This is a genomic window from Shewanella sp. CAL98-MNA-CIBAN-0140 (assembly GCF_040309905.1).
In the GTDB taxonomy this organism is placed as follows: Bacteria; Pseudomonadota; Gammaproteobacteria; order Enterobacterales; family Shewanellaceae; genus Shewanella; species Shewanella psychromarinicola.
In genome coordinates this window covers 44,211-68,777 of the sequence record NZ_JBEOPI010000027.1, presented here as the reverse complement: position 1 = coordinate 68,777, position 24,567 = coordinate 44,211, and the positions used below count along the sequence as shown (strand labels likewise).

General features: G+C 42.7%; 23 protein-coding genes and 1 pseudogene. 20 read left to right on the top strand and 4 right to left on the bottom strand.

What is annotated here, in order from left to right; translation table 11 throughout:
* The 3 genes and pseudogenes from AAEY93_RS14540 to AAEY93_RS14530 form a co-directional block, all read left to right on the top strand.
* On the top strand, positions 1 to 329 hold a 329-nt coding region (locus AAEY93_RS14540), incomplete at its 5' end, for a DUF8692 domain-containing protein (RefSeq protein ID WP_351077831.1).
* Between the two features lie 95 nt (positions 330 to 424).
* Positions 425 to 526, top strand: a pseudogene (locus tag AAEY93_RS14535) (DUF1643 domain-containing protein); the annotation flags it as partial.
* Positions 527 to 821: 295 nt separating this feature from the next.
* Positions 822 to 1,403, top strand: a complete 582-nt coding sequence (locus tag AAEY93_RS14530) for an antibiotic biosynthesis monooxygenase (RefSeq protein ID WP_101033553.1) — start codon at positions 822 to 824, stop codon at positions 1,401 to 1,403.
* A gap of 580 nt (positions 1,404 to 1,983) precedes the next feature.
* Here AAEY93_RS14530 and AAEY93_RS14525 read toward each other — a convergent pair.
* Positions 1,984 to 2,598: a TetR/AcrR family transcriptional regulator gene (locus tag AAEY93_RS14525; RefSeq protein ID WP_101033555.1), complete on the bottom strand. Its 615-nt coding sequence runs from the start codon at positions 2,596 to 2,598 to the stop codon at positions 1,984 to 1,986.
* Positions 2,599 to 2,709: 111 nt separating this feature from the next.
* Here AAEY93_RS14525 and AAEY93_RS14520 point away from each other — a divergent pair, with 111 nt between their 5' ends.
* The 7 genes from AAEY93_RS14520 to AAEY93_RS14490 all read left to right on the top strand — a co-directional run bounded on the left by AAEY93_RS14520 (position 2,710) and on the right by AAEY93_RS14490 (position 9,749).
* Positions 2,710 to 3,252, top strand: a complete 543-nt coding sequence (locus tag AAEY93_RS14520) for a carboxymuconolactone decarboxylase family protein (protein WP_101033557.1) — start codon at positions 2,710 to 2,712, stop codon at positions 3,250 to 3,252.
* 896 nt (positions 3,253 to 4,148) lie between these two features.
* Complete coding sequence (locus tag AAEY93_RS14515) at positions 4,149 to 4,565, top strand: GFA family protein (RefSeq protein ID WP_351077827.1); 417 nt, start codon at positions 4,149 to 4,151, stop codon at positions 4,563 to 4,565.
* Between the two features lie 390 nt (positions 4,566 to 4,955).
* Positions 4,956 to 5,747: an EcsC family protein gene (locus tag AAEY93_RS14510; RefSeq protein WP_351077824.1), complete on the top strand. Its 792-nt coding sequence runs from the start codon at positions 4,956 to 4,958 to the stop codon at positions 5,745 to 5,747.
* 268 nt (positions 5,748 to 6,015) lie between these two features.
* The gene (locus AAEY93_RS14505; RefSeq protein ID WP_101033563.1) at positions 6,016 to 6,483 is read left to right on the top strand and encodes a hypothetical protein; all 468 of its coding nucleotides are present in this window, start codon (positions 6,016 to 6,018) and stop codon (positions 6,481 to 6,483) included.
* A 148-nt stretch (positions 6,484 to 6,631) separates the two neighbouring features.
* The gene (locus tag AAEY93_RS14500) at positions 6,632 to 7,621 is read left to right on the top strand and encodes an alpha/beta fold hydrolase (protein ID WP_351077821.1); all 990 of its coding nucleotides are present in this window, start codon (positions 6,632 to 6,634) and stop codon (positions 7,619 to 7,621) included.
* A gap of 299 nt (positions 7,622 to 7,920) precedes the next feature.
* The gene (locus AAEY93_RS14495; protein ID WP_101033567.1) at positions 7,921 to 8,637 is read left to right on the top strand and encodes a ZIP family metal transporter; all 717 of its coding nucleotides are present in this window, start codon (positions 7,921 to 7,923) and stop codon (positions 8,635 to 8,637) included.
* A gap of 245 nt (positions 8,638 to 8,882) precedes the next feature.
* Complete coding sequence (locus tag AAEY93_RS14490) at positions 8,883 to 9,749, top strand: EamA family transporter (RefSeq protein ID WP_351077818.1); 867 nt, start codon at positions 8,883 to 8,885, stop codon at positions 9,747 to 9,749.
* Positions 9,750 to 9,980: 231 nt separating this feature from the next.
* Here the strand turns inward: AAEY93_RS14490 and AAEY93_RS14485 are convergent, their stop codons facing one another.
* Positions 9,981 to 10,931 (bottom strand): LysR substrate-binding domain-containing protein, encoded by a 951-nt coding sequence (locus AAEY93_RS14485; RefSeq protein ID WP_351077815.1) that lies wholly within the window; start codon positions 10,929 to 10,931, stop codon positions 9,981 to 9,983.
* 49 nt (positions 10,932 to 10,980) lie between these two features.
* Here AAEY93_RS14485 and AAEY93_RS14480 point away from each other — a divergent pair, with 49 nt between their 5' ends.
* The 4 genes from AAEY93_RS14480 to AAEY93_RS14465 all read left to right on the top strand — a co-directional run bounded on the left by AAEY93_RS14480 (position 10,981) and on the right by AAEY93_RS14465 (position 15,101).
* Positions 10,981 to 11,811: a CmcJ/NvfI family oxidoreductase gene (locus tag AAEY93_RS14480; protein WP_101033571.1), complete on the top strand. Its 831-nt coding sequence runs from the start codon at positions 10,981 to 10,983 to the stop codon at positions 11,809 to 11,811.
* Between the two features lie 158 nt (positions 11,812 to 11,969).
* Positions 11,970 to 13,094, top strand: a complete 1,125-nt coding sequence (locus AAEY93_RS14475) for an alkene reductase (RefSeq protein ID WP_351077811.1) — start codon at positions 11,970 to 11,972, stop codon at positions 13,092 to 13,094.
* An 85-nt stretch (positions 13,095 to 13,179) separates the two neighbouring features.
* A complete protein-coding gene (locus tag AAEY93_RS14470; protein ID WP_101033575.1) occupies positions 13,180 to 14,187 on the top strand; it encodes a zinc-dependent alcohol dehydrogenase family protein in 1,008 nt (335 codons plus the stop codon).
* A 581-nt stretch (positions 14,188 to 14,768) separates the two neighbouring features.
* A complete protein-coding gene (locus AAEY93_RS14465) occupies positions 14,769 to 15,101 on the top strand; it encodes a DMT family transporter (RefSeq protein WP_101033577.1) in 333 nt (110 codons plus the stop codon).
* Positions 15,102 to 15,377: 276 nt separating this feature from the next.
* Here AAEY93_RS14465 and AAEY93_RS14460 read toward each other — a convergent pair whose 3' ends face one another.
* Positions 15,378 to 16,541: an iron-containing alcohol dehydrogenase gene (locus AAEY93_RS14460; protein WP_351077806.1), complete on the bottom strand. Its 1,164-nt coding sequence runs from the start codon at positions 16,539 to 16,541 to the stop codon at positions 15,378 to 15,380.
* Positions 16,542 to 16,809: 268 nt separating this feature from the next.
* Here AAEY93_RS14460 and AAEY93_RS14455 point away from each other — a divergent pair, with 268 nt between their 5' ends.
* From AAEY93_RS14455 to AAEY93_RS14430, 6 genes are all read left to right on the top strand, one after another.
* Positions 16,810 to 17,679: an AraC family transcriptional regulator gene (locus AAEY93_RS14455; RefSeq protein WP_101033582.1), complete on the top strand. Its 870-nt coding sequence runs from the start codon at positions 16,810 to 16,812 to the stop codon at positions 17,677 to 17,679.
* A 70-nt stretch (positions 17,680 to 17,749) separates the two neighbouring features.
* Positions 17,750 to 18,073 (top strand): N(4)-acetylcytidine aminohydrolase, encoded by a 324-nt coding sequence (yqfB, locus tag AAEY93_RS14450; protein WP_101033584.1) that lies wholly within the window; start codon positions 17,750 to 17,752, stop codon positions 18,071 to 18,073.
* Positions 18,074 to 18,406: 333 nt separating this feature from the next.
* Positions 18,407 to 19,744 (top strand): coproporphyrinogen III oxidase family protein, encoded by a 1,338-nt coding sequence (locus AAEY93_RS14445; protein ID WP_101033586.1) that lies wholly within the window; start codon positions 18,407 to 18,409, stop codon positions 19,742 to 19,744.
* 291 nt (positions 19,745 to 20,035) lie between these two features.
* Positions 20,036 to 20,881, top strand: a complete 846-nt coding sequence (locus AAEY93_RS14440; protein ID WP_101033588.1) for a PfkB family carbohydrate kinase — start codon at positions 20,036 to 20,038, stop codon at positions 20,879 to 20,881.
* A gap of 292 nt (positions 20,882 to 21,173) precedes the next feature.
* Positions 21,174 to 21,866: an MOSC domain-containing protein gene (locus AAEY93_RS14435; RefSeq protein WP_101033590.1), complete on the top strand. Its 693-nt coding sequence runs from the start codon at positions 21,174 to 21,176 to the stop codon at positions 21,864 to 21,866.
* A gap of 39 nt (positions 21,867 to 21,905) precedes the next feature.
* Entirely contained in the window at positions 21,906 to 22,265 is a 360-nt protein-coding gene (locus AAEY93_RS14430; protein WP_124012978.1) for a DUF4870 domain-containing protein, read from the top strand.
* 95 nt (positions 22,266 to 22,360) lie between these two features.
* On the opposite strand, the gene AAEY93_RS14425 is transcribed toward AAEY93_RS14430, so the two are convergent.
* Positions 22,361 to 24,280 carry a methyl-accepting chemotaxis protein gene (locus tag AAEY93_RS14425; protein WP_124012979.1) on the bottom strand — a complete coding sequence of 640 codons (1,920 nt, stop codon included), beginning with the start codon at positions 24,278 to 24,280 and terminating at the stop codon, positions 22,361 to 22,363.
* Positions 24,281 to 24,567 lie beyond the last annotated feature (287 nt).

Genomic DNA, 24,567 nt, shown 5'->3' with positions numbered 1-24,567 from the left:
GTATTTGTTTTTGGCGAAGTGAATTATACGAGATTACCTTCTTCGCACAAAATTCAAACAAAGATCAACAGCCCCTAGTATTTCTTGGTTTTTCTGTTGTTATTGACGCTATTCTTCCGCCAGAGTTGTGGCGGCTTCTAGGTCATTGGGAATATTTTATCGAAGACGGTGCAAAATGGTTAGGAATTGTAGCTTGGTGTAGTTACTTCGTGAATACATCACATCAATTTCTGGAGAGTGAATTCAGCTCAACCGATCCATTCAAACGGATGCTAGTACCTAGCGCCGCTGATGGCGAACTTGGGGTTAATCAAAGTCTTTTGCAATGATAATTAGCTTAAATCCATCAACAGTAAATGAAGTTGAACACCATCCTACCATTACATGTGGTATCCATTTTGCGAAGCCATAGGGCTATAGTGGTGTTTGGATGACAAATTTATTTGCATATCGTGCTACAGAGCCAAGTGAGATCAACATACAAGGTGATCCCATTGGTGCAGGCAACGATAGCTGTCTCAATTAGCTAAGATGGCGGTGTTGTTGTCTTATGGGGCAATGAAGACGGTTACTTAAATTGTGCTTATGCCGTTAAAGGTATGCCGGCAAACTTCATCTTCTGAAGATGAATTAATCTAGCGGGTCTGCACAGGCATTTTATTTAAAAGCGGATTTAAACGTTGATTTAAAAACTGCACTAATGGACGTTCAACAAGTCAATTAATTGAAGTAAAAACCGCGGGCTATTGTGCTTCACTTCATTTTAGCCCACAATTTTTCGCCAGTTATTAGGTGTTGAGCAATATTAGGCCACAGATATTATGAATACAGATACAGCTTCTGAGAGCGCCAGCGATCTAGAAGGGGCGACAGTTGTCATTACCCATAGAGTGCGTGAGTGCAAGCACGCTGAATACGAAAATTGGTTTAATGAAATTGCGCCCCTTTGCAAAGCCTCGCCAGGCCATCTGGACTGGCACATCGTCCGTCCGATTTCTGGACTAACCGGAACATACACGATCATTATCCGATTCGACACACGATCACATTTGCAGCAATGGATGGAGTCGCCGACTCGCTCTCGTTTGATCGAAAAGGTTAAGCCGCTATTAGCTACTGGCGACGACTTCTTTATAAGTAGTGGACTGGATTTCTGGTTTACCCCAGAAAGGGCCAAAGCTAAAGTACCCGTGCGCTGGAAGCAGTACATAGTGACATGGTCCGCTATCTACCCTTTAGTGCTGGGTGTTCCGATAGTTATTGCACCAGTGTTGCGACTCTTGCACGTTCCCGATAATCATTTTATAACGACGCTTGCCGTAACAGGGACCGTGGTTTTTCTTATGGTCTATTGGGTCATGCCTCGTTACACACGACTTATCCAGCGATGGTTATTCCGTTGAGACACTCTATGGCCCAACCGCGGGCTCATATAGTCTGAAGCGGAGCGGGCACTATTAAGTGTTAGATATGCACCTTGAAAATCGAAAATACATTATCGGTAATGAAGTGAGCATCGCAGATCTCTCTGCCTAGGGGGATTGATAAAGCAAAGGCGGTACTTGGCGATGATGGGTTAGCGCCTTACCCAAATCTTCAGCATTAGTTTGGTGGTGCGAACAGTCGTGTTACGGGAGACAAAAGCGCGCAATATTGGTCAAGACCTTGAGTTTAAATATGATTTTGACTCTGTTGCACAAAGCTCTCGTTATCCGTAACATTTTTCTAAAGCGTCGTTTCAAGGATCAATGCAAAGGCTTTGAGGTAAGACTAACAACCGCTGTCCGCTTCATTCAGTTAAGCCACCCATGCCCTTTTTTGTCAGCCACAGGTTTTCGAATTGGCAGACTTGCTTCATGATGGCAGCCCAATTACCGCCTGTTGCTTATTGCTTAGATGAGATAGCGTTTAGCCCTGCCATACTCAAGTTAAAATTTATTACTTAACATCAGACATTAAAACGATAGCATTTATCTGCCATTTTTATTCAAAAAATTGAGCCGGGGAAATTGATAGGTTTTTCATCACGGTAAACATTTGATTGATCATCGGTTGAGCTAATGGCTCAACGCCAGGCCGGTTAACGTAGCCGCGTAATCCGGTAAAATGAACCTGAAAAAAGCGCGCGTACTCTATTGCCGACAACTTATCGCTTAGCTCATTATGCTCAATGGCTTGCTCAAAAATAGCCGTAAGATAGCCTTCAAATTTAGCGGCTAAATCTACACTCAGTTCATATAAATGGCTGTCTTTATCGGCAAATTCACTGTTTGCTTTTACTAGCATGCAAATGGCACTTGGGCTGCAAGCTTTGGTTTTAATCAGCACATTTTCTACAAATGCGCGCAACCCACCGACTATAGAATCGGAAGTCGATAAAAAGCCTTCTATTTGGTTTTTCATATCTAGGGTGTAGTCTTTAAGCGACTCACAATATAGCCCTTCTTTAGAGCCAAATGCAGAATAAATACTGCCAGGACGCATGTTAATGGCGTCTTGTAAATCGCGCGTAGAAGTAGCATGAAAACCTTTTTCCCAAAACAGTTGGCTAGCTAGGCGAATGACATTCTCGCGCTCAAATTTAACCTTGTTTACCATGTTAATTCCAATCAATTTGAACAATTGCTCAATTTTAACTTGAGCAGGCGCTCAAAATCAAATAGTATTGTTGTCACGTTACTTATATTTATATTTTTATTGGAGCCAAACATGGCAGAATTTACGTTATACACAGCCGAGACCGCACCAGAAGAAGCAAAACCTTTACTCGCCGATTCGGTAGCCGCATTTGGTATGTTACCTAACCTACATGCAATAATGGCTGAAGCACCGACCTTACTTAAAGGTTACCAAGTACTGCATGAGCTGTTTCAAAAAACATCATTCAATGCACAAGAGCTAACCGTGGTATGGCAATCAATTAATGTTGAGCATAACTGCCACTACTGCGTCCCCGCTCATAGTGGCATTGCAGCGGCAATGAAAGTAGATCAAGACATTGTTGATGCATTAGTTAACAAAACCCCACTTGCTAACCCTAAGCTTGAGGTTTTACGTGAAACAACACTGGCAATGACGCGCGAGCGCGGTGTGATAAGCGATGAGCAAATAGAAACATTCTTTGCGGCAGGTTATGGTAAACAACAACTTTTAGAAATTATTGTTGGCTTATCTCAAAAAGTAATGAGCAACTACACTAATCACTTGGCAGATACGCCGGTTGATGAAGCCTTTAAAAAATACGTAAAATAATGAGATTTTTTAAATAACGAAAGGCAGCCTAGGCTGCCTTTTTAGTATTCGCACTATTCCCCAGGATGCCGAAGATAGCTTATTGCCGTGACGAGGCGCCTAGTGAGTTACCGAATTGCCATGGGGGCGCAACAAGGCAAGAACGTATTTACGCGACCAATAAACTGAGCCATATACGGACGCTCTCGGTGAGTCTAGCGACAGTTTTTGGCCTTTATCTTTTATTCAACCGTTCAGTCTTGTCATTGCTTTTGATACGAATCATGTCCCGCTAAAAACGCTTGTACTGTGCTGATGTTTATAATCGATACGGGCTTAACAGTCTAGCGGCCCCTAATGAAATCCGATCCACTACGCCTAAAAATGTGCAACACCCTTGCGATGCAGATCAGCCTCTGCCAACTCACTTCTAGCCTACGCCTCATATGATGTTTATCAGCTCGCACTCTTTAAACATTTATTGTGCTAGCGGCCTCAATCCGTTATCGCGGTCAAGCCCTTCCCATTGGCTAATCGTTAACGCTTAATAACGATAAGTTAGCTTAACGATGATCTTGCTGCAGAGGACTTTTAACTCATCAGTTGATGCCCATGGTGGGCGTACATCAGTCAAAGCACGCATTTTTTATTCCCCAAAAGCCGGCCAGCGTCAGCAAGTTGGTGTTTAAAGTGCGAGAAGGTGATGAAGAGGCGAGCATTTACAGATAGAACTTTCAAGTCTAAGGTTACAAATCTCTACATTCTTGAAGCCATCTCTAAATTGTTGAAGAAATCCAGAATATCGATTGATGTAGACTATGATTCGATATCCAATAACTCGTTATGCAGCACTTGTCAGTGATATGGATGCTTATTACTCGGACATTGACAATGATTAATTACCCAGGAGAATGACGATGTCAGATGTAAAAAACAGCAGTGGAAGTTGCCTTTGTGGCACCGTTAAATTTGCCGCTCAAAGTGGCAATAGCGTGGGTGTTTGCCATTGCAGCATGTGCCGCAAATGGAATGGAGGACCACAAATGGCTGTTTACTGTGGTGATAGTGTCTCGTTCGAAAATGAACAGAGTATTTCAGTCTATAAGTCGTCTGAATGGGCGGAACGTGGGTTTTGCAAAAATTGCGGTAGCCATTTATTTTATCGATTGCAGGGTAATCAGCATATGATCCTAGCGGGTGCTTTCAATAATAATGAAGATTTTATTGTTTATAATCAATATTTTATAGACGATAAGCCTTCGTTTTATCGGTTCGAAAATGAAACGGTAAACCTGACTGGTGCCGAAACTGCAGAAAAAATGGGACTGAGTTAATAGACCGGTCGTCTCGAGAGGTTGTTTCGAAAGTAAGGCAAGCGTATAGGAAGCATAATTGAGTATTGCTTATCAATAATTGATGCGTCAATGTACTTCTAACGATAAGGATAGGCCGCGCGAAGCCGCGTCCTTACCCCGAGAGCTGAACAAGCCCTATGTGAGGCGTGACTAAGACGCTTTATTATGTCACTGATCGAACGAGAGTTCGACCGATTTGACGTGACGTTTTTGGATGTGATTTGCGTGTGGCGGCGCTCCCTTTGCGGGTTGCTAAGACTGATTTTCTCTCTGGTCATGATGGGAAAATCATGCCCGCGATAGCCAACATCAGTTGAATACGCAATGCAGAACCGCTTGCTTGTATTACTTCACCATAAAGGAGTTTATTTGAATATTTCAGAATCACATAAAAAAGAGCTTTTAGTGGCCAAATCATTATTAGAAAACCCTGGGCTCGCGGTAAAAATAACTCATTTTATAGGTACCCCTATTGAAAAAGGTTTAGCCTTACTACCTGATAATTGGCATAGAAATATCGCTAAAGTGACAGAGAAATCGCTACTTAAAGCGTCTGAAGCGGCAATCTTTACCATGAAAGATATTCCCGGAGAAGAATCGTCTAATCATTGGCATAAATTTGGCGCAGCAGTGAGTGGGGGGGTGGGAGGGTTCTTTGGGTTGGCAGCGATAGCTGTTGAACTGCCTATTTCAACATCAATAATGCTGCGTTCTATAGCTGATATTGCGCGTAGTGAAGGAGAGTTGATCACCACACCGGAAACAAAAATGGCTTGTTTAGAAGTGTTCGCATTGGGTGGCGAAAGTGATTTAGATGATAGTAGTGAATCTGGATATTTTGCCATCAGAGCCGCTCTTGCCAAATCAGTCTCTGAAGCGGCTGAATTTATGGTTAAAAAAGGTATTACCGATGAAGCCGCTCCTGTGTTAATTAAGCTAATTTCTAAAATTGCTGAAAAGTTTGGTGTTCAAGTTACTCAAAAAGCCGCGGCTCAAGCTGTACCTGCTATAGGCGCTGCGGGTGGTGCAATCATCAATACTTTATTTATTGATCACTTTCAAGACATGGCGAGAGGGCATTTTATTATTCGAAAATTAGAGCGTGTATACGGATATGATACAGTAAAGAATGCTTATAATGTGTTACCTAAAAATGGTTAACACATTGTTGAACCGATACAAAATGGTTTATTGTGCTCGCTTCTCACAAAGCATAGCTAACTTTTCCTGCGGTTTAACGAGGCATTAAGGCTGTCACATTTCTCTAAAACCTATTTTACCTTGTACGCGACGTTAAAAAGAGTGAGCTTGAAGAGTGAAACCCATTAACCATCATTTTCATTTTTAGACATTCTATAGTCTCGTTAGGGCGCTACTCGATGTCAGACAGGGCCTCATTTGTTGATAAATTTTTAAAGGTCAAAAAAATATGAAAAAATTGTTTAATACTATATTCGCTGGCGTTCATCTGTTCGCGGCTGTGGTCCTTATCATCCTATCCCTGATAATTATGCTGTGGTCTGTTTATGATGTCATTTCCGCTATTAAGGATGACACTGGATTTATTCCATTAATGCTTCAGTCTGTAGCCGCGATAATAATCGCGGCAGCCATTATTGATGTTGCACAGTATATGATGGAAGAAGAAGTCTTTAAGGACAAAGAGCTGCGAGACCCTAAAGAAGCAAGAAGAACAATTACAAAAATAATTGTAATCATTACTATTGCCGTCAGTATTGAAGGGTTGGTTTTTATATTTAAAGCAGGTACGAAAGACATTAGCCTTTTACTGTATCCGGCTTTACTCATCATGGTATCCGCGATTTTAATTGTGGCGCTCGGTATATATCAAAAATTAAGTGCGACTATAGAAAAGACAGAGAAAGAAGATGCATAACACATCATTGAGAATTATATGGCATATGATTTAGATAAGTCTTTACTTGGGGCATATTGCGGCATTAGTCGCATAAAATGACTGTGTATGCCACTTGGGCAATTTTATTGTTCTAATGCTCCAGAACGACTTAAATAAAGGAAATTTTATGAAGTTAAAATCGATACTTATGAATATTGCGGTAATATTGTCATCAATTTTTTTGGCTCATAATTTACTCGCCAGTCCATTAGAGCAATCTAGCGAAACGTTTTTCTCACTTGCTGAGATAAAAGAGGGTGATAAAAAGCCGCTACAGCCTGTTGAATACAGACCAGCTACTGATAATGTGTCTTTAGCATATCGCGCGTATCTGCCACTAAAACCGCAAGCAGTTTTGATTTTTTATCATGGAGCGGGTGCTCATAGTGGGCTGATCTATAACCATATTGGTGTTGGATTACGTGATGATTTTGATATAGCGGTATATATGCCAGATATTCGAGGACATGGTAGTTCACAAGGTGATCGAGGCGATGCCCCAGATGTTGAACAAGTGTGGACTGATATTAATACCATCGTCAGAGTTGCGCGTGATAAATATCCAGAGATGCCTATTTTTATTGGCGGGCATTCCAGTGGTGCAGGCCTAGCGCTTAATTATTCGAGTTGGGATCAAAGAGCGGAGGTTGAAGGGTATGTGTTTCTTGCTCCGTATTTTGGCTTTCGTTCAGAAACCAACTACGACAAGGGTGAAAATAAAGGTATTGAGTTTTCTACTGTGAAAACGTCAAACTTTATTATTAATACTATAAGTGGCGGTTTATTTTTAGGTCATTCCAAGGCGGTTAGATTCAATTTCCCCGATGCTGTTCTAAGCAAAAACCCTGAAATCGTTCCATTTAACACCGTAAATATGTCAAATGCGCTTACCCCACACTCTCCTGATCTTCAGTTATCTGATTTAGAGCAATTTGGATTATGGATTGGAAAGCAAGATGAAGCGTTTGACCCTATAAAAGTGACCCAGTTTGCGCAAAATAATAGTGATAAAAAAGTGCGCAAGGAAATTAAAATCGTCGATAAAGAAAATCATTTTTCTATCATTTTGAATGCACACAATCTTATTGGGCCGTGGCTTAAAAGAGCGATTAAGTAGTCCTATTGTATGCCTAACCAATAAGGATAGGCCGCGCGACGCCGCGGGCTTATCCCAAGTGTTGAACAAGTCCGATATTGGCTGTGACCAAGACTGTTTTTATCCAGTGGTTAATAACCGTTCGAGAATGTAACCGACTTGCAGTAAGGTTTATCGATGTCTTTTGTGCCCCACGGCGACTTAGCTCAATAAGCCATTCAAACGGAAAAATACCGTTGGCTGTTTTCACTCAGTCCAATATGTTAACCATCTATATCTAGACACTTAATGTGGTGTCATACCCCTAAAAGGATCAAATCATGTCTTTGCTGCTAACTGTTTTAGCAACCACACTGCTTGCTGGTTTGGCTATGCCGTTAGGTGCTTTAATTGCCCATTTTGAGAACGTGAGCAGTGAGTGGCTTGAACAGGAATTTAGGCACAGTGTCATGGCTTTTGGGGGCGGGGCATTATTGTCAGCCGTTGCTTTGGTTTTAGTGCCAGAGGGCATAGCGCATCTTGATCCATTATCGGCTTGTATGTGGCTTATGGTGGGCGGACTTAGCTTTATGGCCCTTGATATTTACCTTAACAAAATAGATACCCCAGCCACTCAACTAGCAGCCATGCTAGCGGATTTTATTCCTGAATCAATCGCACTAGGTGCGGCGTTCGCAACGGGAAGTAACAATGCGTTCTTACTGGCAGCGTTAATCGCGTTACAAAACGTGCCTGAAGGGTTTAGTGCCTATCGTGAATTAAATGACTCTTCTGCTTATAGGCCCCAAAAAATTATCATCATGTTTTGTTTAATGGCTGTGCTTGGGCCTATAGCAGCAATGTCTGGCTATTTATGGTTATCAGAGTCGCCAAAAGTGATTGCCGCAGTCATGCTTTTCGCATCGGGTGGTATCCTCTATTCAATATTTCAAGATTTAGCGCCTCAGGCAAAACTAGAAAATCGTTGGGCCCCGCCAATGGGGGCGGTATTTGGGTTTGGTCTGGGTATGTTGGGGTTAATGTTAACCACATCATGATAATGGGTGCGGGCATAACAAATAACCATAAGGCCGCACTAAGCTGCGTCATTACCCTAAGTGTCGAATAAACCCTATATTGGATGTGGCTAAGATTGTTTAGTATGTAAAATTTGGCTGATGCCTACCATATCGTGACCTTAATGGTATGACTTCTGTGCCTAACAATAATAATTGCTGCCGTGTTTGACTTGCCTCAGGTAGAATGCCGACACATAGTTTTTTCATTTTTTGGCGTATTCTATATGCAAATCAATCGTGTACTTCTGACCGCTGTTGGTAGTGTTTTGCTGGCGATGGTGACCATTCAGTCTGGCGCTTCGTTAGCAAAACAACTTTTTCCCTTGGTTGGGCCAGAAGGCACCACAGCACTGCGTTTAGGCTTTGCCGCTGCGGTACTTTGGCTAGTATTTCGTCCATGGCGGGCATTACCTCAAGGCAGAGATTGGCAGAGCATTATTATTTATGGTCTGTGTTTAGGCGGAATGAATATCTTGTTTTATTTAGCCATTGAACGTATTCCGTTAGGGATTGCGGTTGCGCTTGAGTTTACCGGCCCCTTGGCAGTAGCCTTGTTTGGCTCAAAGCGCAAAAGCGATCTATTTTGGGTCGGCTGTGCTATCGCGGGGATTTTACTGCTACTGCCTGACTTATCCAGTGCACAAGGGCTTGATATTACTGGCGCATTTATGGCATTAGCGGCCGGGGCGTGCTGGGCTGGTTATATCTTGTTTGGTACTCGCACTGGCAAGCAAGCATCCGGTGGCATTACTGTTACTCTAGGCATGACAGTGGCAGCCATAGTGCTGGTGCCAATTGGCGCCGTGAGCCAAGGCTTAGCGTTATTGAGCTGGGAAGTGTTACCTCTTGGGTTATTGGTTGGGGTGTTGTCCAGTGCCTTGCCTTATTCTTTGGAAATGGTGGCCCTTAGAAATATGCCGACACAGGCCTTTAGCGTGCTGATGAGTTTAGAGCCTGCAATTGCCGCATTGGTTGGTTTTATTATGTTAAGTGAGCAATTGACCTTGTTGCAATGGTCCGCCATCGGCTTGGTGATTATCGCTTCTGTAGGGAGTAGTTTTACCCCTAAAAAAGCGATAGAGAGGGGGTGATCTTGGTTTGTGATTCTTGTGTATTAACGTTGCCTTTAAGTTATAAGTAATTGTTTAAATTCTAATGATAATAATATGGACAATGCACTAAAAACGGCGTCGATAATTTTTTAACCAAATGCCGCAAACATTTATACAAAAATAAGCGGCAAGGTAGTGCAAATGGCCAACGCTGGCTATAGGGTTAACTTTCCAACTGAGCCGCACGCTTAATTAACATGCTACTTTGTGCTATGAATGAAAAATTTCATCAAGGATATTCAATAACCATCGATGCAACGGATTTTTTTCTGAACGTTTGTGCCAAGCAACAATAACATCAAAGCTGGGAGGGCTCTGTTCAATTTCAATGGCAACCAACCTGGGATCAGGTAATAATCTAGCCGGCAGGAAAGCAATCGTATTTGTGGCCTCTATTATGGTAGATGCTGACGAAAAGCTGGGGACTGACATTAAAATATTCCTTTTTAGGTCTTTTTTTGCAAACCAGGCATCATGAGAGCCTTTCAGGTTTGGTCGAGAGGGTGAAATAATGATTTGCGGTAGCTGCGCGATTTCTTTCAGAGTGTATTTCTTATCTCGATAGATTGAGTTGTAACCTGTTACACAAACATGATGATCTTCAAATAAGCGCATATTTGGGTAATCTTGCGGAATAAATTCTGGGAAGGTGAATACGAGATCAAGCTCACCAGTGACCATTAGCTGATGTAAATTGTCCGATTCAAAATCCCTAATGATAACTTTCAGGTTCGGAGCTTGTTTATTCACCTGTTTAAGTAACATTGGCAAAATAGTCACTAAGGCATAATCCGAGGCACTTATCTGTAAAATCCCCGATAGTTCAGCCGGGTTAAAGTGATCACCAGAGATTAAATTGTCAATATCAGCCAGTATATTATTGACCTTATGCTCCATTTCTTCCGCAACATGGGTGGGCGTCACGCCATTGCTGGTTCTTATAAACAGTTCATCATCAAAGGTATTTCTTAGCTTTTTCAGTTGCTCACTAATGGCTTGCTGAGTTAAGCCCAATAAATTTGCCACTTTAGATAAATTTCTTTCCTGAAGTAACAACTGGAGAATACGCAGTTGTTTTATATCAAGTCTATTGATACCACTAATATTTGTATCTCCAACAAGTTTATATTGTTTTTTTTTGTATTGAAGAGAGTTTAGCATACATCCCATCGAATTCATTAGCGGCAGTATTTCGCACGGAGGATCCATTATGTTGTTGGATGGGGTAAGTCAAAAACAGTCATCAATTAAAGCAGAAATTAATTATATAAAATCAGATTCTAGTGCCATTTTTGATTTATCAACCACAGCAAAAAGTGCGAATAAACTAACGGAACATGTTGATACTCGACTCGTTGAAATAGCCAATGCGCGCTTATTGAATACCCCTCCATCACTCAATAATGATGGCTTTGGTTTAGCTAAAAATGATTATGTTGTTGCGAACTATTTTGACGATAACCTTGTTCAAACAGAGCTTTATCCACAAATAATAAAGCACCTCTTGGATCTAACCAATGCCAGTCAATGTCTTGTTTTTGACCATACCATTCGCTCGGTTGAAGATCATTTAACGCGCACAGAAAAGCGCGCTCCTATTCATACCGTACATAACGATTACGTGGCGAGTTCAGCAGAAAACCGTCTTAATATAGAACTGAAAAAAAGCGGCCTAAATGCAAGTGATTATAAAAAGTTTCAGTTTATAAATACTTGGATCCCTTTAGTTGATGTAGTACTCGATAGTCCTTTGGCACTTGGAGATGCAAGAACATTTCACCCCGAACAATCTCGAAAGTTACCGGTGGCTTATCCTGATCGTATCGGGGAAATAGAAGCTTTTAGTTATGACGATAATAATCGTTGGTATTTTTATCCTCAAATGACATCGCAAGAACAACTCAATTTTAAAGTCTTTGATAGCGACCTAGATAGCGCTATTTCAAGGACTCCTCATAGCGCGTTTTCATTGCCAATGAGTGATCAAAAATCAGCTGCGCGGATAAGCATTGAAGTCAGATGCATAGTGTTATTCGACTAAGCTCGACCCTTTTGCCGTTGTTTGGTATGACAAATTAGGTATTGGTCGAGAAACGCCTCAACCCATGCTTGACGCATATAGCCAACAGAAAAATAGCTTGATCAGCTTACATTGATCACCGATAGGTCTATTTTAATCACATTCTCGGAGTCACATAAATGAAGTTCTCTCACTTATTTAAAGAAACCCAATTAGGTCCATATACCTTAAGAAATCGTATTGTTTTACCACCACTGACACGTTCACGAAGTGATCAGCCAGGGAATATTCCTAATCAACTGATGGCGCAGTACTATGCTCAACGATCGGGCGCTGGTTTCATGGTGACGGAAGGAACGCAAATTGAACCTAGAGGGCAAGGATATGCGTGGACACCGGGCATTCATAGTGCCGAGCAAATTGCGGGCTGGAAACAAGTCACCAAAGCCGTACATGATGCAGGTAGTATTATCTTCTGCCAATTGTGGCATGTTGGACGCGTCTCTCACACCTCATTACAGCCAGATCAGCAAGCACCTATTGGCCCATCTGACCTTATAGCAGACACCGTTAAGGTGTTTATTGAAACGGCTCCAGATCAAGGCGCCTTGGCCGATCCAAGTGAGCCAAGAGCACTGTCTACCGCCGAGGTTGAAGAGCTTGTACAGATGTATAAACAGGCGGCAATTAACGCCAAAGAAGCTGGATTTGATGGCGTTGAATTACACTGTGCGAATGGCTACCTTGTTAATCAGTTTATCTCTGAGCATACTAATAATAGAACCGATAAATACGGTGGTACTTTAGCGAATCGTTTACGTTTTCTAAAAGAAATAACCGAAGCGGTTGCGAGTGTTATGGGGCCAGATAAAGTCGGGGTAAGGTTTGCGCCATTATTTGAAAGTACCGATGAAGTCAGAGTGTATTTAGGGTTAGTTGAAAGTGACCCTCATTTAACCTATATCGAAGCGATTAAAATTTTAAATAATATTGGCATTGCCTATTTATCCCTTGCTGAAGCTGATTGGGATAATGCTCCAGATTTACCTGAAAAATTTTATCAAGAAGTCAGAGCAACCTTTGATGGCTTAATTATGTATGCAGGTAAATATACCCCAGAAAAAGCGCTTCGAATATTGACTGAAGGTCATGGTGATATTTTTGGTTTTGGCCGGCCATTTATTGCTAATCCAGACTTACCTGAACGCATTAAATACGAATGGCCATTAAATGAAGCCGATCCATCGACTATGTACGGCGGAACCAACAAAGGCTACACAGATTACCCCGTATACATAAAGTAGACAGCTTGTTGCTCAATGCTGAGAAAAGTTGTAGCACTAATTCTGCTATACATTTCCTATACATGAAATAATTAGAGGACTTAGTATGAAAAGCATGACCCTTTCTACACCGGGCGGTCTTGACCAGCTCAAGCTTAACCATAGCGCGGAACCTGGCGAACCGGGGCCTGGCGAAATACGAGTACGTATTCGAGCCTGTTCTCTCAACTTTCACGATTATGCAGTGGTTGTCGGAGCCATCTCGACCGAAGACAACCGCATCCCCATGGCGGATGGCGCCGGCGTTGTAGAAGCCATCGGTGAAGGTGTCAGCGAATTTAAGATTGGTGACCCTGTCGTGTCGACATTCTTCCCTGATTGGCTAACTGGCCCCGCTCTTATTGGAAACTTCAGTACCACACCCGGTGATGGCCAGGATGGTTACGCCCGCGAGCAGGTTGTCCGCCCAACCAACTGGTTCACCCACGCCCCTAAAGGCTACACCCATGCCGAAGCCGCCACATTGACCACCGCAGGCTTAACCGCATGGAGAGCGCTTGTTGTTGATGGCGGCCTGAAAGCAGGCGATACCGTGCTCACGATGGGCACCGGTGGTGTGTCTATCTTTGCACTGCAGTTTGCCAAGATGATGGGCGCTCGGGTTATTTCTACGTCGTCTTCAGACGAAAAGCTGGAACGGCTCACCGCACTGGGTGCCGATCACACCATCAATTACAAAACCACACCGGCCTGGGGCACTAAGGTTCAGGAAATAACTGGCGGCAAGGGCGTCGACCACGTTATAGAAGTGGGTGGCCCTAGCACTCTGCCAGAATCTATTGATGCCGTGCGCATTGGTGGCCATATCGCGCTTATTGGGGTGTTGACTGGCTGGGCTGGGGATATTCCAACCGCAAAACTGATGGCGAAACAGGTTCGCCTGCAAGGACTGATTGTGGGCAGCCGAAACCATCAGCAAGAAATGATCCGCGCGATTGAAGCAAACGACATGCACCCGATCCTTGACCGGTCATTTGCGCTGGAAGAGATCGCTGACGCGTTCCGCTACCAAGAGTCTGGCAAGCACTTCGGTAAGATCTGCCTAGCGTTTTAATCCGAGCAATATATGGCCAGCCACTTGTGAAACCATTTTTTGCATCTAGTGGGGAATGCGCAAGTTGGTTATGGTGGGCTTAGTCAATCCAATCCGCAGCGGCTTATGGGCCACTGCGGCCTTATAAAGTCGGATTGAGTCTGCGCCACAAAGCAACTATTTTTGCCGGGTGTGGCGCTTAAACAACAGCATCGATAATTTTTTACCGAATGCCGCTAACATTTATGCAGATATAAGCGGCAAGACTATGCACATTGCCAGCACAGGCCATGTGCTTAACTCTTTAACTAGATAGCGTCATTCTCGATTAATAGCTATCAAGTCTATGTTACTGTTTTGAATGGGTCATATTGTTTACATTTAATAGATTAAAGCTTAATTCATCGAGAAACGAATTCTATATTTTTTGTGTGAAGAGTCAAAAACGCTATGTTATTAATTAGAGAGTAGAGCGGTTTCGTAAGGTATTATATGATGACTGAATGTACAGATGATCAGGCATAGAGATAACATGCTAGGCTGTTTTTTTTATTATTTAGTCTTTATACTGCGCGGCTGTTTTGTCTGCGTAGAAAGTAAAAATGAAAAGTTGGATATTTTTAAGTGTGGCCATTTTAACTGAAGTTGTGGCAACTTCTGCACTTAAAGCAAGCGATGGATTTTCAAGAATAATGCCTTCAATCGTGGTTATTGTGGGGTACGTATTATCTTTTTATTTTCTATCTTTGGCGCTAAAAACTATTCCTGTTGGTATTGCTTATGCGACTTGGGCTGGATTGGGTATTGTGCTCATTACGGTGATCGCTTGGGTGATGTATGGGCAAAAATTAGATTTAGGTGCGCTAGTGGGAATGACGTTAATTTTAGCGGGTGTTGTAGTAATGAACTTATTCTCAAGCGTTACTCCGCATTAGTATTAGCGTTAGTACGCAACCAATAACATAGACATTGCGTAGCCGAATTTTTGTGTTTTTATTCACTTTTTTCTCCACTTTTTTCTCCACTTTTCGAGCCGACGGTGCCCATTTCTAGCTAATGATGCTAATGCGCAGCGTTTTTAGGCACAACAAAAAGGGCTTAACAATGATAGTCATTGTTAAGCCCTTTTTGTTTAATGTTAGTCATAGTCTTGGATATAGCCGCTCAAGCCTAAGCGATGAATGGGTTGATCGCTTAGGCTGTAAGCGTTATTACCACGCCATGTCTAAAATCTTACGGCTGGTGGCTAAATCGACTTGGCCGCTTTCAGATAATGCGGTCATGCCATGAGCTTCTAATGCATTAATCACTAGGCTGATTTGATCTTGGGTTACACCGTGATCGCGTAAACGGGTTGGTAAACCCACTTGCTGGAAGAAAGCTTCTGTTTTGTCAATGGCTTGATCCACTCGGCTAGCTTCATCACCTTCAGTGATATCCCAAACGCGTGCTGCGTATTGCAGCAGTTTGGCGTGTTTTTGATCTTTTAACACGCGCCATAGTGATGGCAATACAACGGCTAACGTTTGTGCATGGTCGATGTGAAACAACGCGGTTAGCTCGTGGCCGATCATGTGAGTAGACCAATCTAATGGCACGCCTGTACCTATCATGCCGTTTAGAGCAGATGTAGCACTCCACATTAAGTTAGCGCGGGCATCGTAGTTAGTTGGCTCTTCAACGGTAATAGGACCAATTTCAATAAGGGTGCGCATAATGCCTTCTGCCATGCGGTCTTGTACGCGGGCATCAACGGGGTAAGTCGCATATTGCTCAAGCACATGCACAAACGCATCGACAACACCGTTTGCCACTTGAATTTTTGGCAAGCTGAAAGTTAATTCCGGGTCAAGCATAGCAAACGTCGGGTAAGCACATGGGTGGTTTACTGGGTACTTACCGCCTTGATAGCTTACTACTGCAAAGGCGTTCATTTCTGAACCCGTAGCCGGCAGGGTAGCAATAACGCCAAGTGGGATGACGTTGTCATTAGCCACTGGAACCGGTGTAAATCCGTGATGTAATAAACTTGCTGTGTCACCGTCAAACTGAGTCGCTAGGGCGATAAATTTGGTGCCGTCCATAACCGAACCACCACCGACAGCCAGTAAGAAGTCGATGTTTTCTTTACGGGCAACGTCAACGGCTTTTATTAGGGTCTCGTATGTCGGGTTTGCCTCAATGCCGCCAAACTCAAATACAATGCGGTCACCTAATGCGGCTTTGACTTTATCGAGTGTGCCGAAACGTTGCACGCTGCCGCCACCGTAAGTGATTAATACTCGTGCATTGGCTGGAACAAGTTGGTCTAACTCTGCGATACGGTCTTTGCCGAAAACAACATGAGTAGGGTTACGATAATCAAAATTGAGCATAATGGACGCCTTTTGGTTGAGCGGTGAAACAAAGAGTTGGCTGATTGTTGATGCATAAGTCATTTATGGAAAAGTTTTATATACACAACAACAAGGATAAATTATGTGATTATGATAGCTGATTGAGTCAAAATAAACAGACACAGAGCTATCGAGTTCATGCCTATTCCTATCTATATTGTTTAAATAAGGTGGTTTTTTGGTTAATTTGATACCTTTTACTGCTTTTTTGATAGTATTGGTATGAAGGTTTTTCTAAGGGGAAGGTATGAGTGAAGCAGCAAAATTAATGGCACAACTTGCCCCAACTGAAGGGGTTAATCATACCCATTTATCCGGTGTGCATGTGTTTCGTAGCTCACGGTATGGCGCGCGCGGACCCATGTGCTATTCACAAGGCGTGCTTATTGTCGGCCAAGGTAAAAAACGGGTTTACTTAGACAACCAAAGCTTCGATTACGACCGCCAGCACTCATTAGTGATGACGGTGCCACTGCCGGTAGAGTGTGAAACGTTTGCCAGTATTGAAGAGCCTGTATTAGTATTGATGGTTGATATCGATTTAGTGCAGCTTAATTACATTATCCGACTGATGGATGAGCATCATCAGATCCCTAAAGATTTAAACGAATCGCGCCAGAGTGGCTTTTTTGTTGCTGATAACACTGAAGACATGGATTGCAGCGTTATTCGGCTATTACAGGCGTTACAGTCGCCATTAGAAGCCAAAGTAATGGGTGAGGCGTTAGTGCTTGAGTTATTGTATCGTTTATTAGACTCGCCCAATGCCGCACCGCTTTATGCGTTGTCGCTTAGCCACACTCGTTTATCGAGGGTCGAAAAAGCCCTTAGCTACATTCATAAACATTATGGTGAGTCGGTTGAAGTAGACACTTTAGCTCGTTTGGTCAATATGAGTCCGTCGGCGTTTCATCGTTGCTTTAAAGAGGTCACCGCCTCATCACCGATACAATACTTAAAGAAGATCCGCCTGAATAAAGCCAAAGCGTTATTACAAGTGCAGAATTTGAAGGTTAAAGAGGTATCAACTCAGGTGGGGTACGAAAGCACGGCCCAATTTAGCCGCGAGTTTAAACGCTACTTTGATCAAAGCCCAGGCGAGTGCGGGAGGTTATAATGGCTATTCCCCTTCCGAGTAAGTCATGTGCCCCGAGTGGGTACGTTATGTTTTTAGTTAAGGCCACCTAATGATGACAGTACCCACGGAAATGACCTTTTTTGAGTTTTTAACGCCGTTAGTTGCATCAGGGCGGAAGACGATTACTATCCGTGATGGCAGCGAAAACCATTACCAGCCGGGCAGTCAAGTGCAGGTGTTTACTCTTGAAAGCCATACCAAGGTGTGTGACATCATTATTTTGGCCGTTGAGCCATTAGCATTTGATGACATTAATGAGTTTCATGCTAGTCAAGAAAGCCTGCCATTAGTTGAGTTAAAGCAACTGATCCAAACTGTGTATCCTAATCAGCAAACCTTGTTTATGATTTCATTTAAATTGCTTGCTACTTAATGCTCATGATTATCAAAAAGTTATCAACTAAGATTTCTTCTGCTGTTGATATGCGCGTCCGACTTTGGTTGTAGGTTCAGCTTGCTTTGTTCTATTTTCTGGTTTTAGCCGCAGCATTAGCCCCTCATCAGTAACTCAATAAGCAATACCTAAAACATGACCTGCTTAACAAATGTGCGCCAATAACCATGTTAGTTTGCATATCTATTAGCTAGTTCACATTTTAGCTATCTCTAAAGTGATATTTTGTTTTCCTGCTTAGGGTATGCGTATTTTATTTAGCGCTTTTTATCAATGGTTTTGCTCTCAGGGCTCATTCAGTTAGGATTTTTTATGTCTCCAATTATTCAATCAGCCAGCCAGGAGTTGATTAAACCTTATCAATCTAATATTACCGTACCCAATTGGATGATCAGCTCTATGGAGCGGGTCATGCAGTTTTATGTTGATAAAAACCTGCGCCTCGACACCATTTCTACTGACCGCATGCCTAAGCCCATCGAAGGCAAAAAATACATGTTGTATGCGCACATTCCGTTTTGCCATACTTTGTGTTCGTTTTGTACCTTTCACCGGTTTTTATTCCGCGAAGATAAAGCGCGCGAATACTTTGTTGCGCTGCGTAAAGAAATGCAAATGGCCAAAGATTTAGGCTATGAGTTTGAATCTATGTACATTGGCGGTGGCACCACCACAGTGCTTGAAGATGAATTAGCCCGCACCATCGAACATGCAAAAAACTTGTTCCCGGGCATTAAAGAAGTGTCATGTGAGTCTGATCCGCAGCATTTGGCCAACCCTGAATTTAAGCAATTAAAAGGACTGGTCGACAGAATGTCGATTGGGGTACAAAGCTTTGATGATGGCATTTTAAAAATGACCGATCGCTTAGACAAGTTTGGTTCTGGCCAACAAACCTTTGACAATATTATGGCGGCCAAAGAGCTGTTTCCTATTATCAATGTGGATTTAATTTTTGGTTTTCGTGGTCAAACGGATGAAATTATCCAGTCAGATCTTGAAATTGCCTCAAAACTCGACCCACGCCAAATTACTACCTATCCGCTAATGATCACTCACCAAACCCGTAAAAGCGTTAAGAACCAGCTAGCTGCACCCCAAGGTGAAATGGTCAATCAGTACCGACAGATTTTAAACCACTTGACGGGGCAATACACACAGTTATCGGCTTGGGCATTTGGTAAAACTAATAACGAAGGCTTTGATGAGTACGTTATTGATTATGATGAGTATCTCGGTGTAGGTTCTGGTTCATTTAGTTTTTTAAATGACACGCTATACGTGAATACATTTTCGCTGAAAAAATATCAACAACGTATTGCCGAAGGCCGTATGGCGGTTGAGCAACAGAAAAAATACCAGCTAAAAGAAGTCATGCAATATCGCTTTTTGCTGGGTATGTTTTCTGGGCGTTTATCACGTAAATATTTTCGCGATACTTTCAACGTTAATTTAGACACCGCCTTGTTTAAAGAAATGGCCTCAATGAAAGCGATGGGGGCACTTAAAAATGACCCAGTTAACCCAGATGAACTGATTGTGACCGATAATGGCAAAATGTTGGGGCTATTGATGATGAAGGAGTTTTACTCCGGCATGGACAATGTGCGTGCCCAATTGCGTCAACCACTTGCCACTGGTGATATGTAATCTCAGTTCGGGATAATCAACGCTTATCAAAGTACCATTTGCCTTGTTATCTGCGTTGTATTGACTTGCAATAGACCCGCTATTGATGCTGCTATTCACGCGTGAATACGCCTTGTTAGCAAAAAAAATAGCAAGTTTGATATAAAATTAGCTTAAATATTTTTATGTTAGTTTAATAATCCCATCTCTTAACCCGTATTGAGATCATCGAGATAACCAAAGGCCGTGTTAATCACGGCCTTTTTGTTATACTCAAGGTTCTTTTTATCGACGCTTTTTTAGGTGAGTTGCATGGCCAATATTCTTTTACTTGCCAATATCAATTGTGATCGCATTCTAGTGCTTGATAAGCCACTAAAAACCGGTGGCCGTTTTCATTATCAAGATGGCGGATTACGTTTAGGCGGTGGTGGTGCGAATACCGGATTGGGCTTAGTGTGGGCTCAACACAAGGTGTCTCTGGTGAGTGAGGTCGGTAGTGACGACATAGGTGACTGGATTTTAGCTAAGGCCAGCACCTTAGGGCTCGATTGTCGTTTGGTGCACCGCTTTAGTGGCAATACTTGTGAAATGTTACTGGTGATGACACCCGATGGTGAACGGACCATTATTCGACCACAGCGACCTATTTTTGAACTTCCCGCGCCACCCGACTGGCAACATTGGGATGCTTTTTATATTAACTCCTCAGCAAAAGGTGCCGGCGCTTGGGCGGCAAATGCTATTGCGTCTAATCCTAACTGCAAAGTGATATCTCAACTGGCAAAAGATGAGCGCAACCGTCCTTGTCATGTGCTGATCGCATCGATTACCGATATGCAAGGTCGTTGCAACCAAGATCCATGGTTGTTTGCGCAAGCAATTGCCGGCGATGCATTAGAATATTTTATTGTTACCGATGGCGACCAAGGGGCGATGGTGTATAGCGCGGATGGCAAACAACATGTTCCAGCCGTTACAGCCGATGTGGTCGACACTACTGGTGCTGGCGATGCCTATGCCTCTGGGGTGACCCATGGCTTATGTCAGCAGATGTCGATTACCGATGCAATGCATGAAGGAGCTTTGTGGGCATCGTTTGCTGTTGCAACCAAAAGCTCAATTCCAGGCGAGGCACTGAAACAGTATCTAGCCTAAGGTCAACTTGGGTTAAGTTAAGGTTTGCAGGCGAACGCTGCGCATTGCTAAGTATATGCGGATAACTAAAATAGTATTGGTTTGTCATTTTAGTGTCATTGTTGGCCTTTATGATGAGCCCGTCTAAACAACTTTTATAGCATCCAATGGTTCAGACCATTTTTAGCTATTATTTTTGCTATATTATCTCCCATTTTATTGATGGCCTTACTCTTCTACAGTAAGGCTTTTTTTTGTCTGAAAATTGGGTATATTGGCACTGTGTAATCATACTTAAGCAAGGACATGCTGGATGAGTGAGCGATTGGTAAAGTGTATTTCTGGGCTGTATTTAGGTGACCAAGTGCAAATGCATAACGGAGTTGCCAGTTGTATTAATCAAAAACATGCCGTTAAGCTTTTGACCGTGCAGTTTGACCGGGTAGTAGGCAATCGTGAGGCCGACCCTAAACATCACGGTGGTCTCGACAGAGTGCTACATCATTTTCCGCGTGAACATTATGGCCAATACCGGCGCTGGGATTTAATGCCAACCTTTGGTGATGCACCTTCAATGGGCGAAAACATCAGTACAGTTGGCCTTAATGAAGCACAGGTTAATATCGGCGACATTGTCCAAATTGGCGATGTTACCTTACAAGTCACTCAGCCTCGCTCGCCTTGTTTTAAACTCAATTTACAGTTTGGTCAGCCTAAATTTGCCTTAGCCATGCAAGAAAGTCGCATGTGCGGTTGGTTTTATCGGGTGCTGTCTGAAGGCGATATTCGTTCTAGTGATAGTATTGTATTGCTGGAGAGGAAAACGGATATTAGCGTGGCTAAAGCCATGCAGATTTATTTTTTAGCTGAATTTGATGCTGCGCAATATCAGCTGCTGCTTGAATGTGACGGTTTAGCGCAAAGTTGGGTTAATTCATTGCAGCGCAGACTTGATCAGCAAAGCATAGAAGATTGGGCAATGCGCTTATATGGCAAAGCGAGTTAGAGAATAACAATATAATAAAAAAATGATAAGGAATATCAAATGGCCGAACCGATAAGCGAAGTTAGCAAGCAAGCGAGAGATATGGGTTTATTGATCCATGCAGCCAGTTTTGTGGGGTATGTTTTTCCTTTGGGCAGTGTTCTAGGACCTTTAATTGTCTGGTTAATGAAACGTGATGAATTTGAGTTTGCCAACCAATGCGGAAAGAATTGTCTTAATTTTAAATTGAGCTTAATGGTTTATGCCCTGGTATCAGCAATATTGATTTTGATTGGCGTGGGAGTATTACTGTTAGCGGCGTTGGCATTGCTTGATATTATTTGTACCATTATCGCGATGGTGAAAGCTAGCGATGGCATCGCTTACCAATATCCGCTCACGATTCGGTTTCTGAAGTAACCCGTACTATAAACATAAAGTGATGGCCAATAATCATAAGCTTTAAAAACGCCACTCAAATGAGTGGCGTTTTTTTATGGCTATTGATTAACGCATTACACTTTAAAGCGCGCCACTAGGGTATCAAGACGAGTGGCTAACTGATTCAATGATTTGCTTGCATGCGCAGCCGCATGAGCAGTATCTGCTGTACGTTGAGTAATATCGTTGATTTCAGTCACATTGCGATTGATGTCTTCAACTACGGTTGATTGTTCTTCTGTCGCGGCAGCAACTTGAATGTTCATATCGCTAATCAGCGCAATACGTTGACTAATACCACTTAACGAATGACTTGCCTCATCAACAGCTGTAACACCTTCGAGTGAGCGGCTACGAGATTGCTCCATCGCATTAACGGCACGACTGGTTTCTGATTGAAGCTTATCAATCATGGTTTGCACTTCGTTGGTCGATGCAGCCGTTCGAGAAGCCAAGTTACGCACTTCATCTGCAACAACAGCAAAGCCTCGTCCGGCTTCGCCTGCGCGAGCGGCTTCAATCGCCGCGTTAAGTGCAAGTAAGTTAGTTTGCTCTGATATGGCACGAATAACATCTAAAATGCTGCCAATTGACTTAGTGTGCGTTGCTAACGACTCAATCACTTCACCGACTTGTTCAACATCTTTAGATAATTGATTAATAGTTGAACGTGCACGAGTGACCACTTTTTGACCATCAATCGATTCGGTATCAGCATCTCGAGCGGTAACCGCTGCTTGAGCTGCATTGGTCGCAATTTCATTAACCGTAGCACCCATTTCGTTAATTGCGGTGACAACCATGATGGTGCGGTCTTTTTGTAATTGGCTATCATCTAACGTTTGATGGGCTTGGTTTGATACATCAACTGCCGATAAACCTAGCTGCTCGCTGGTTTTGGCCACTTCGACTACCGTATCTTGAATTTTGCTGATAAAACTATTAAAACCACGGGCAAGCTGGGCTATTTCGTCATCTCCAGTAACAGGGAGTCGTTGGCGTAAATCACCTTCACCTTCACCAATGTTACGAAATAGCTCGGCAATATGGGCAATCGGACGACTGACCGAACCGGCAACGACAATCGAAATCGCAATAAACACCGCTGCGATAAGTATTGTCCACAGTAAAATTTGATACGCAGACTCTTGTAGCAAGGCAAAGACTTCCGCTTCAGGCACTTGAGCAACTAAGTACCAGTCCATTGATTCAATGTAGCTGCTGGCGATCAGCATATTCTGGCCATCGACTTCCGCTTTGACCAAATTAAAGTCTCTTTGGTTTAACAGCTGGTTAGTATTGGCGTTAGGGTACAAGCTGCTAAGTTTACTCTTACCCACTTTACGCGTGTCTTGATGCAGTTTTACGTCACCCTTGGCATCCACTAAATAGACAAAACCGCTATCTTCTATTTTAAATGAAGCCAGTAAATTAACCATGTCATCTAATGATTTGGCTAAACTAACAAGCCCACGACCATTGGGTTGTTGGTAACTAATAAATAGTTTTACTTCACCATTGGCTTCGGTAAAGATACTCAGCATTCGCTCTTGTTTGCTATCACGGTAATCAAAAAACCAGCTGTCTTGCTCTGGGGTTAACACGCGTAAAAACCCGTCTTGGGTATAATAGGCTGCACTTTCACGATCGGCATAAGACGCTTGAGCCAAGCCGAATTGATCTTTTACGTCATTAAGTTGTGCAATCACGAGACTTTCTTGGTCTGCTGGACGACCATTTTCAAGCCATCCAAGTAACATTCGGCTATTAGCGAGTTGTTCCGAAGCATTTATTAAACCACTAATTTCGAGGTCGACTTGATTGCGGATTTGCATAAGCAAGCTCGGCATTTCTGAGTTTAACATGCGCTGTTCGACGATTTGTTTTGCACTTCGTTGGCTCAGCAGTCCGACTAACATCGTCGACAGCAGTACAGCGAACGTTACCGTAAGCAAGATTTTTTGCTTAATGGTAAGGGTATTAAATGTATTCATCTACAACAGCCTCTTGGGAGTATCTTTATGATATATGGGAATATTATGGCAATAAATTGATAGTTATTTTGTCAGCAAACGCATTGAGTCATTTCAGCGTTAAATAATAAAGGCATATTAAACTGTCGATGTATCGATAATAGTACTGAGTTCACATGCAACAGGCTCGCAATTAGCTGCGTGAATCAGTCTTGATATCAGCATAACGTTTAAGTTTGAAATAACCGGCTTTACGCCAAGTCGATTTCACTGCGTTAACTTATTTCTCTATTTGAGTACGGAAACAA

Bases quoted from the DNA above. Each gene is read 5' to 3' on its own strand.
- AAEY93_RS14530 (WP_101033553.1), top strand. From the start codon at position 822: ATGAATACAGATACAGCTTCTGAGAGCGCCAGCGATCTAGAAGGGGCG.
- AAEY93_RS14525 (WP_101033555.1), bottom strand. From the start codon at position 2,598: ATGGTAAACAAGGTTAAATTTGAGCGCGAGAATGTCATTCGCCTAGCT.
- AAEY93_RS14520 (WP_101033557.1), top strand. From the start codon at position 2,710: ATGGCAGAATTTACGTTATACACAGCCGAGACCGCACCAGAAGAAGCA.
- AAEY93_RS14515 (WP_351077827.1), top strand. From the start codon at position 4,149: ATGTCAGATGTAAAAAACAGCAGTGGAAGTTGCCTTTGTGGCACCGTT.
- AAEY93_RS14505 (WP_101033563.1), top strand. From the start codon at position 6,016: ATGAAAAAATTGTTTAATACTATATTCGCTGGCGTTCATCTGTTCGCG.
- AAEY93_RS14500 (WP_351077821.1), top strand. From the start codon at position 6,632: ATGAAGTTAAAATCGATACTTATGAATATTGCGGTAATATTGTCATCA.
- AAEY93_RS14495 (WP_101033567.1), top strand. From the start codon at position 7,921: ATGTCTTTGCTGCTAACTGTTTTAGCAACCACACTGCTTGCTGGTTTG.
- AAEY93_RS14490 (WP_351077818.1), top strand. From the start codon at position 8,883: ATGCAAATCAATCGTGTACTTCTGACCGCTGTTGGTAGTGTTTTGCTG.
- AAEY93_RS14485 (WP_351077815.1), bottom strand. From the start codon at position 10,931: ATGCTAAACTCTCTTCAATACAAAAAAAAACAATATAAACTTGTTGGA.
- AAEY93_RS14480 (WP_101033571.1), top strand. From the start codon at position 10,981: ATGTTGTTGGATGGGGTAAGTCAAAAACAGTCATCAATTAAAGCAGAA.
- AAEY93_RS14475 (WP_351077811.1), top strand. From the start codon at position 11,970: ATGAAGTTCTCTCACTTATTTAAAGAAACCCAATTAGGTCCATATACC.
- AAEY93_RS14470 (WP_101033575.1), top strand. From the start codon at position 13,180: ATGAAAAGCATGACCCTTTCTACACCGGGCGGTCTTGACCAGCTCAAG.
- AAEY93_RS14465 (WP_101033577.1), top strand. From the start codon at position 14,769: ATGAAAAGTTGGATATTTTTAAGTGTGGCCATTTTAACTGAAGTTGTG.
- AAEY93_RS14460 (WP_351077806.1), bottom strand. From the start codon at position 16,541: ATGCTCAATTTTGATTATCGTAACCCTACTCATGTTGTTTTCGGCAAA.
- AAEY93_RS14455 (WP_101033582.1), top strand. From the start codon at position 16,810: ATGAGTGAAGCAGCAAAATTAATGGCACAACTTGCCCCAACTGAAGGG.
- yqfB (WP_101033584.1), top strand. From the start codon at position 17,750: ATGATGACAGTACCCACGGAAATGACCTTTTTTGAGTTTTTAACGCCG.
- AAEY93_RS14445 (WP_101033586.1), top strand. From the start codon at position 18,407: ATGTCTCCAATTATTCAATCAGCCAGCCAGGAGTTGATTAAACCTTAT.
- AAEY93_RS14440 (WP_101033588.1), top strand. From the start codon at position 20,036: ATGGCCAATATTCTTTTACTTGCCAATATCAATTGTGATCGCATTCTA.
- AAEY93_RS14435 (WP_101033590.1), top strand. From the start codon at position 21,174: ATGAGTGAGCGATTGGTAAAGTGTATTTCTGGGCTGTATTTAGGTGAC.
- AAEY93_RS14430 (WP_124012978.1), top strand. From the start codon at position 21,906: ATGGCCGAACCGATAAGCGAAGTTAGCAAGCAAGCGAGAGATATGGGT.
- AAEY93_RS14425 (WP_124012979.1), bottom strand. From the start codon at position 24,280: ATGAATACATTTAATACCCTTACCATTAAGCAAAAAATCTTGCTTACG.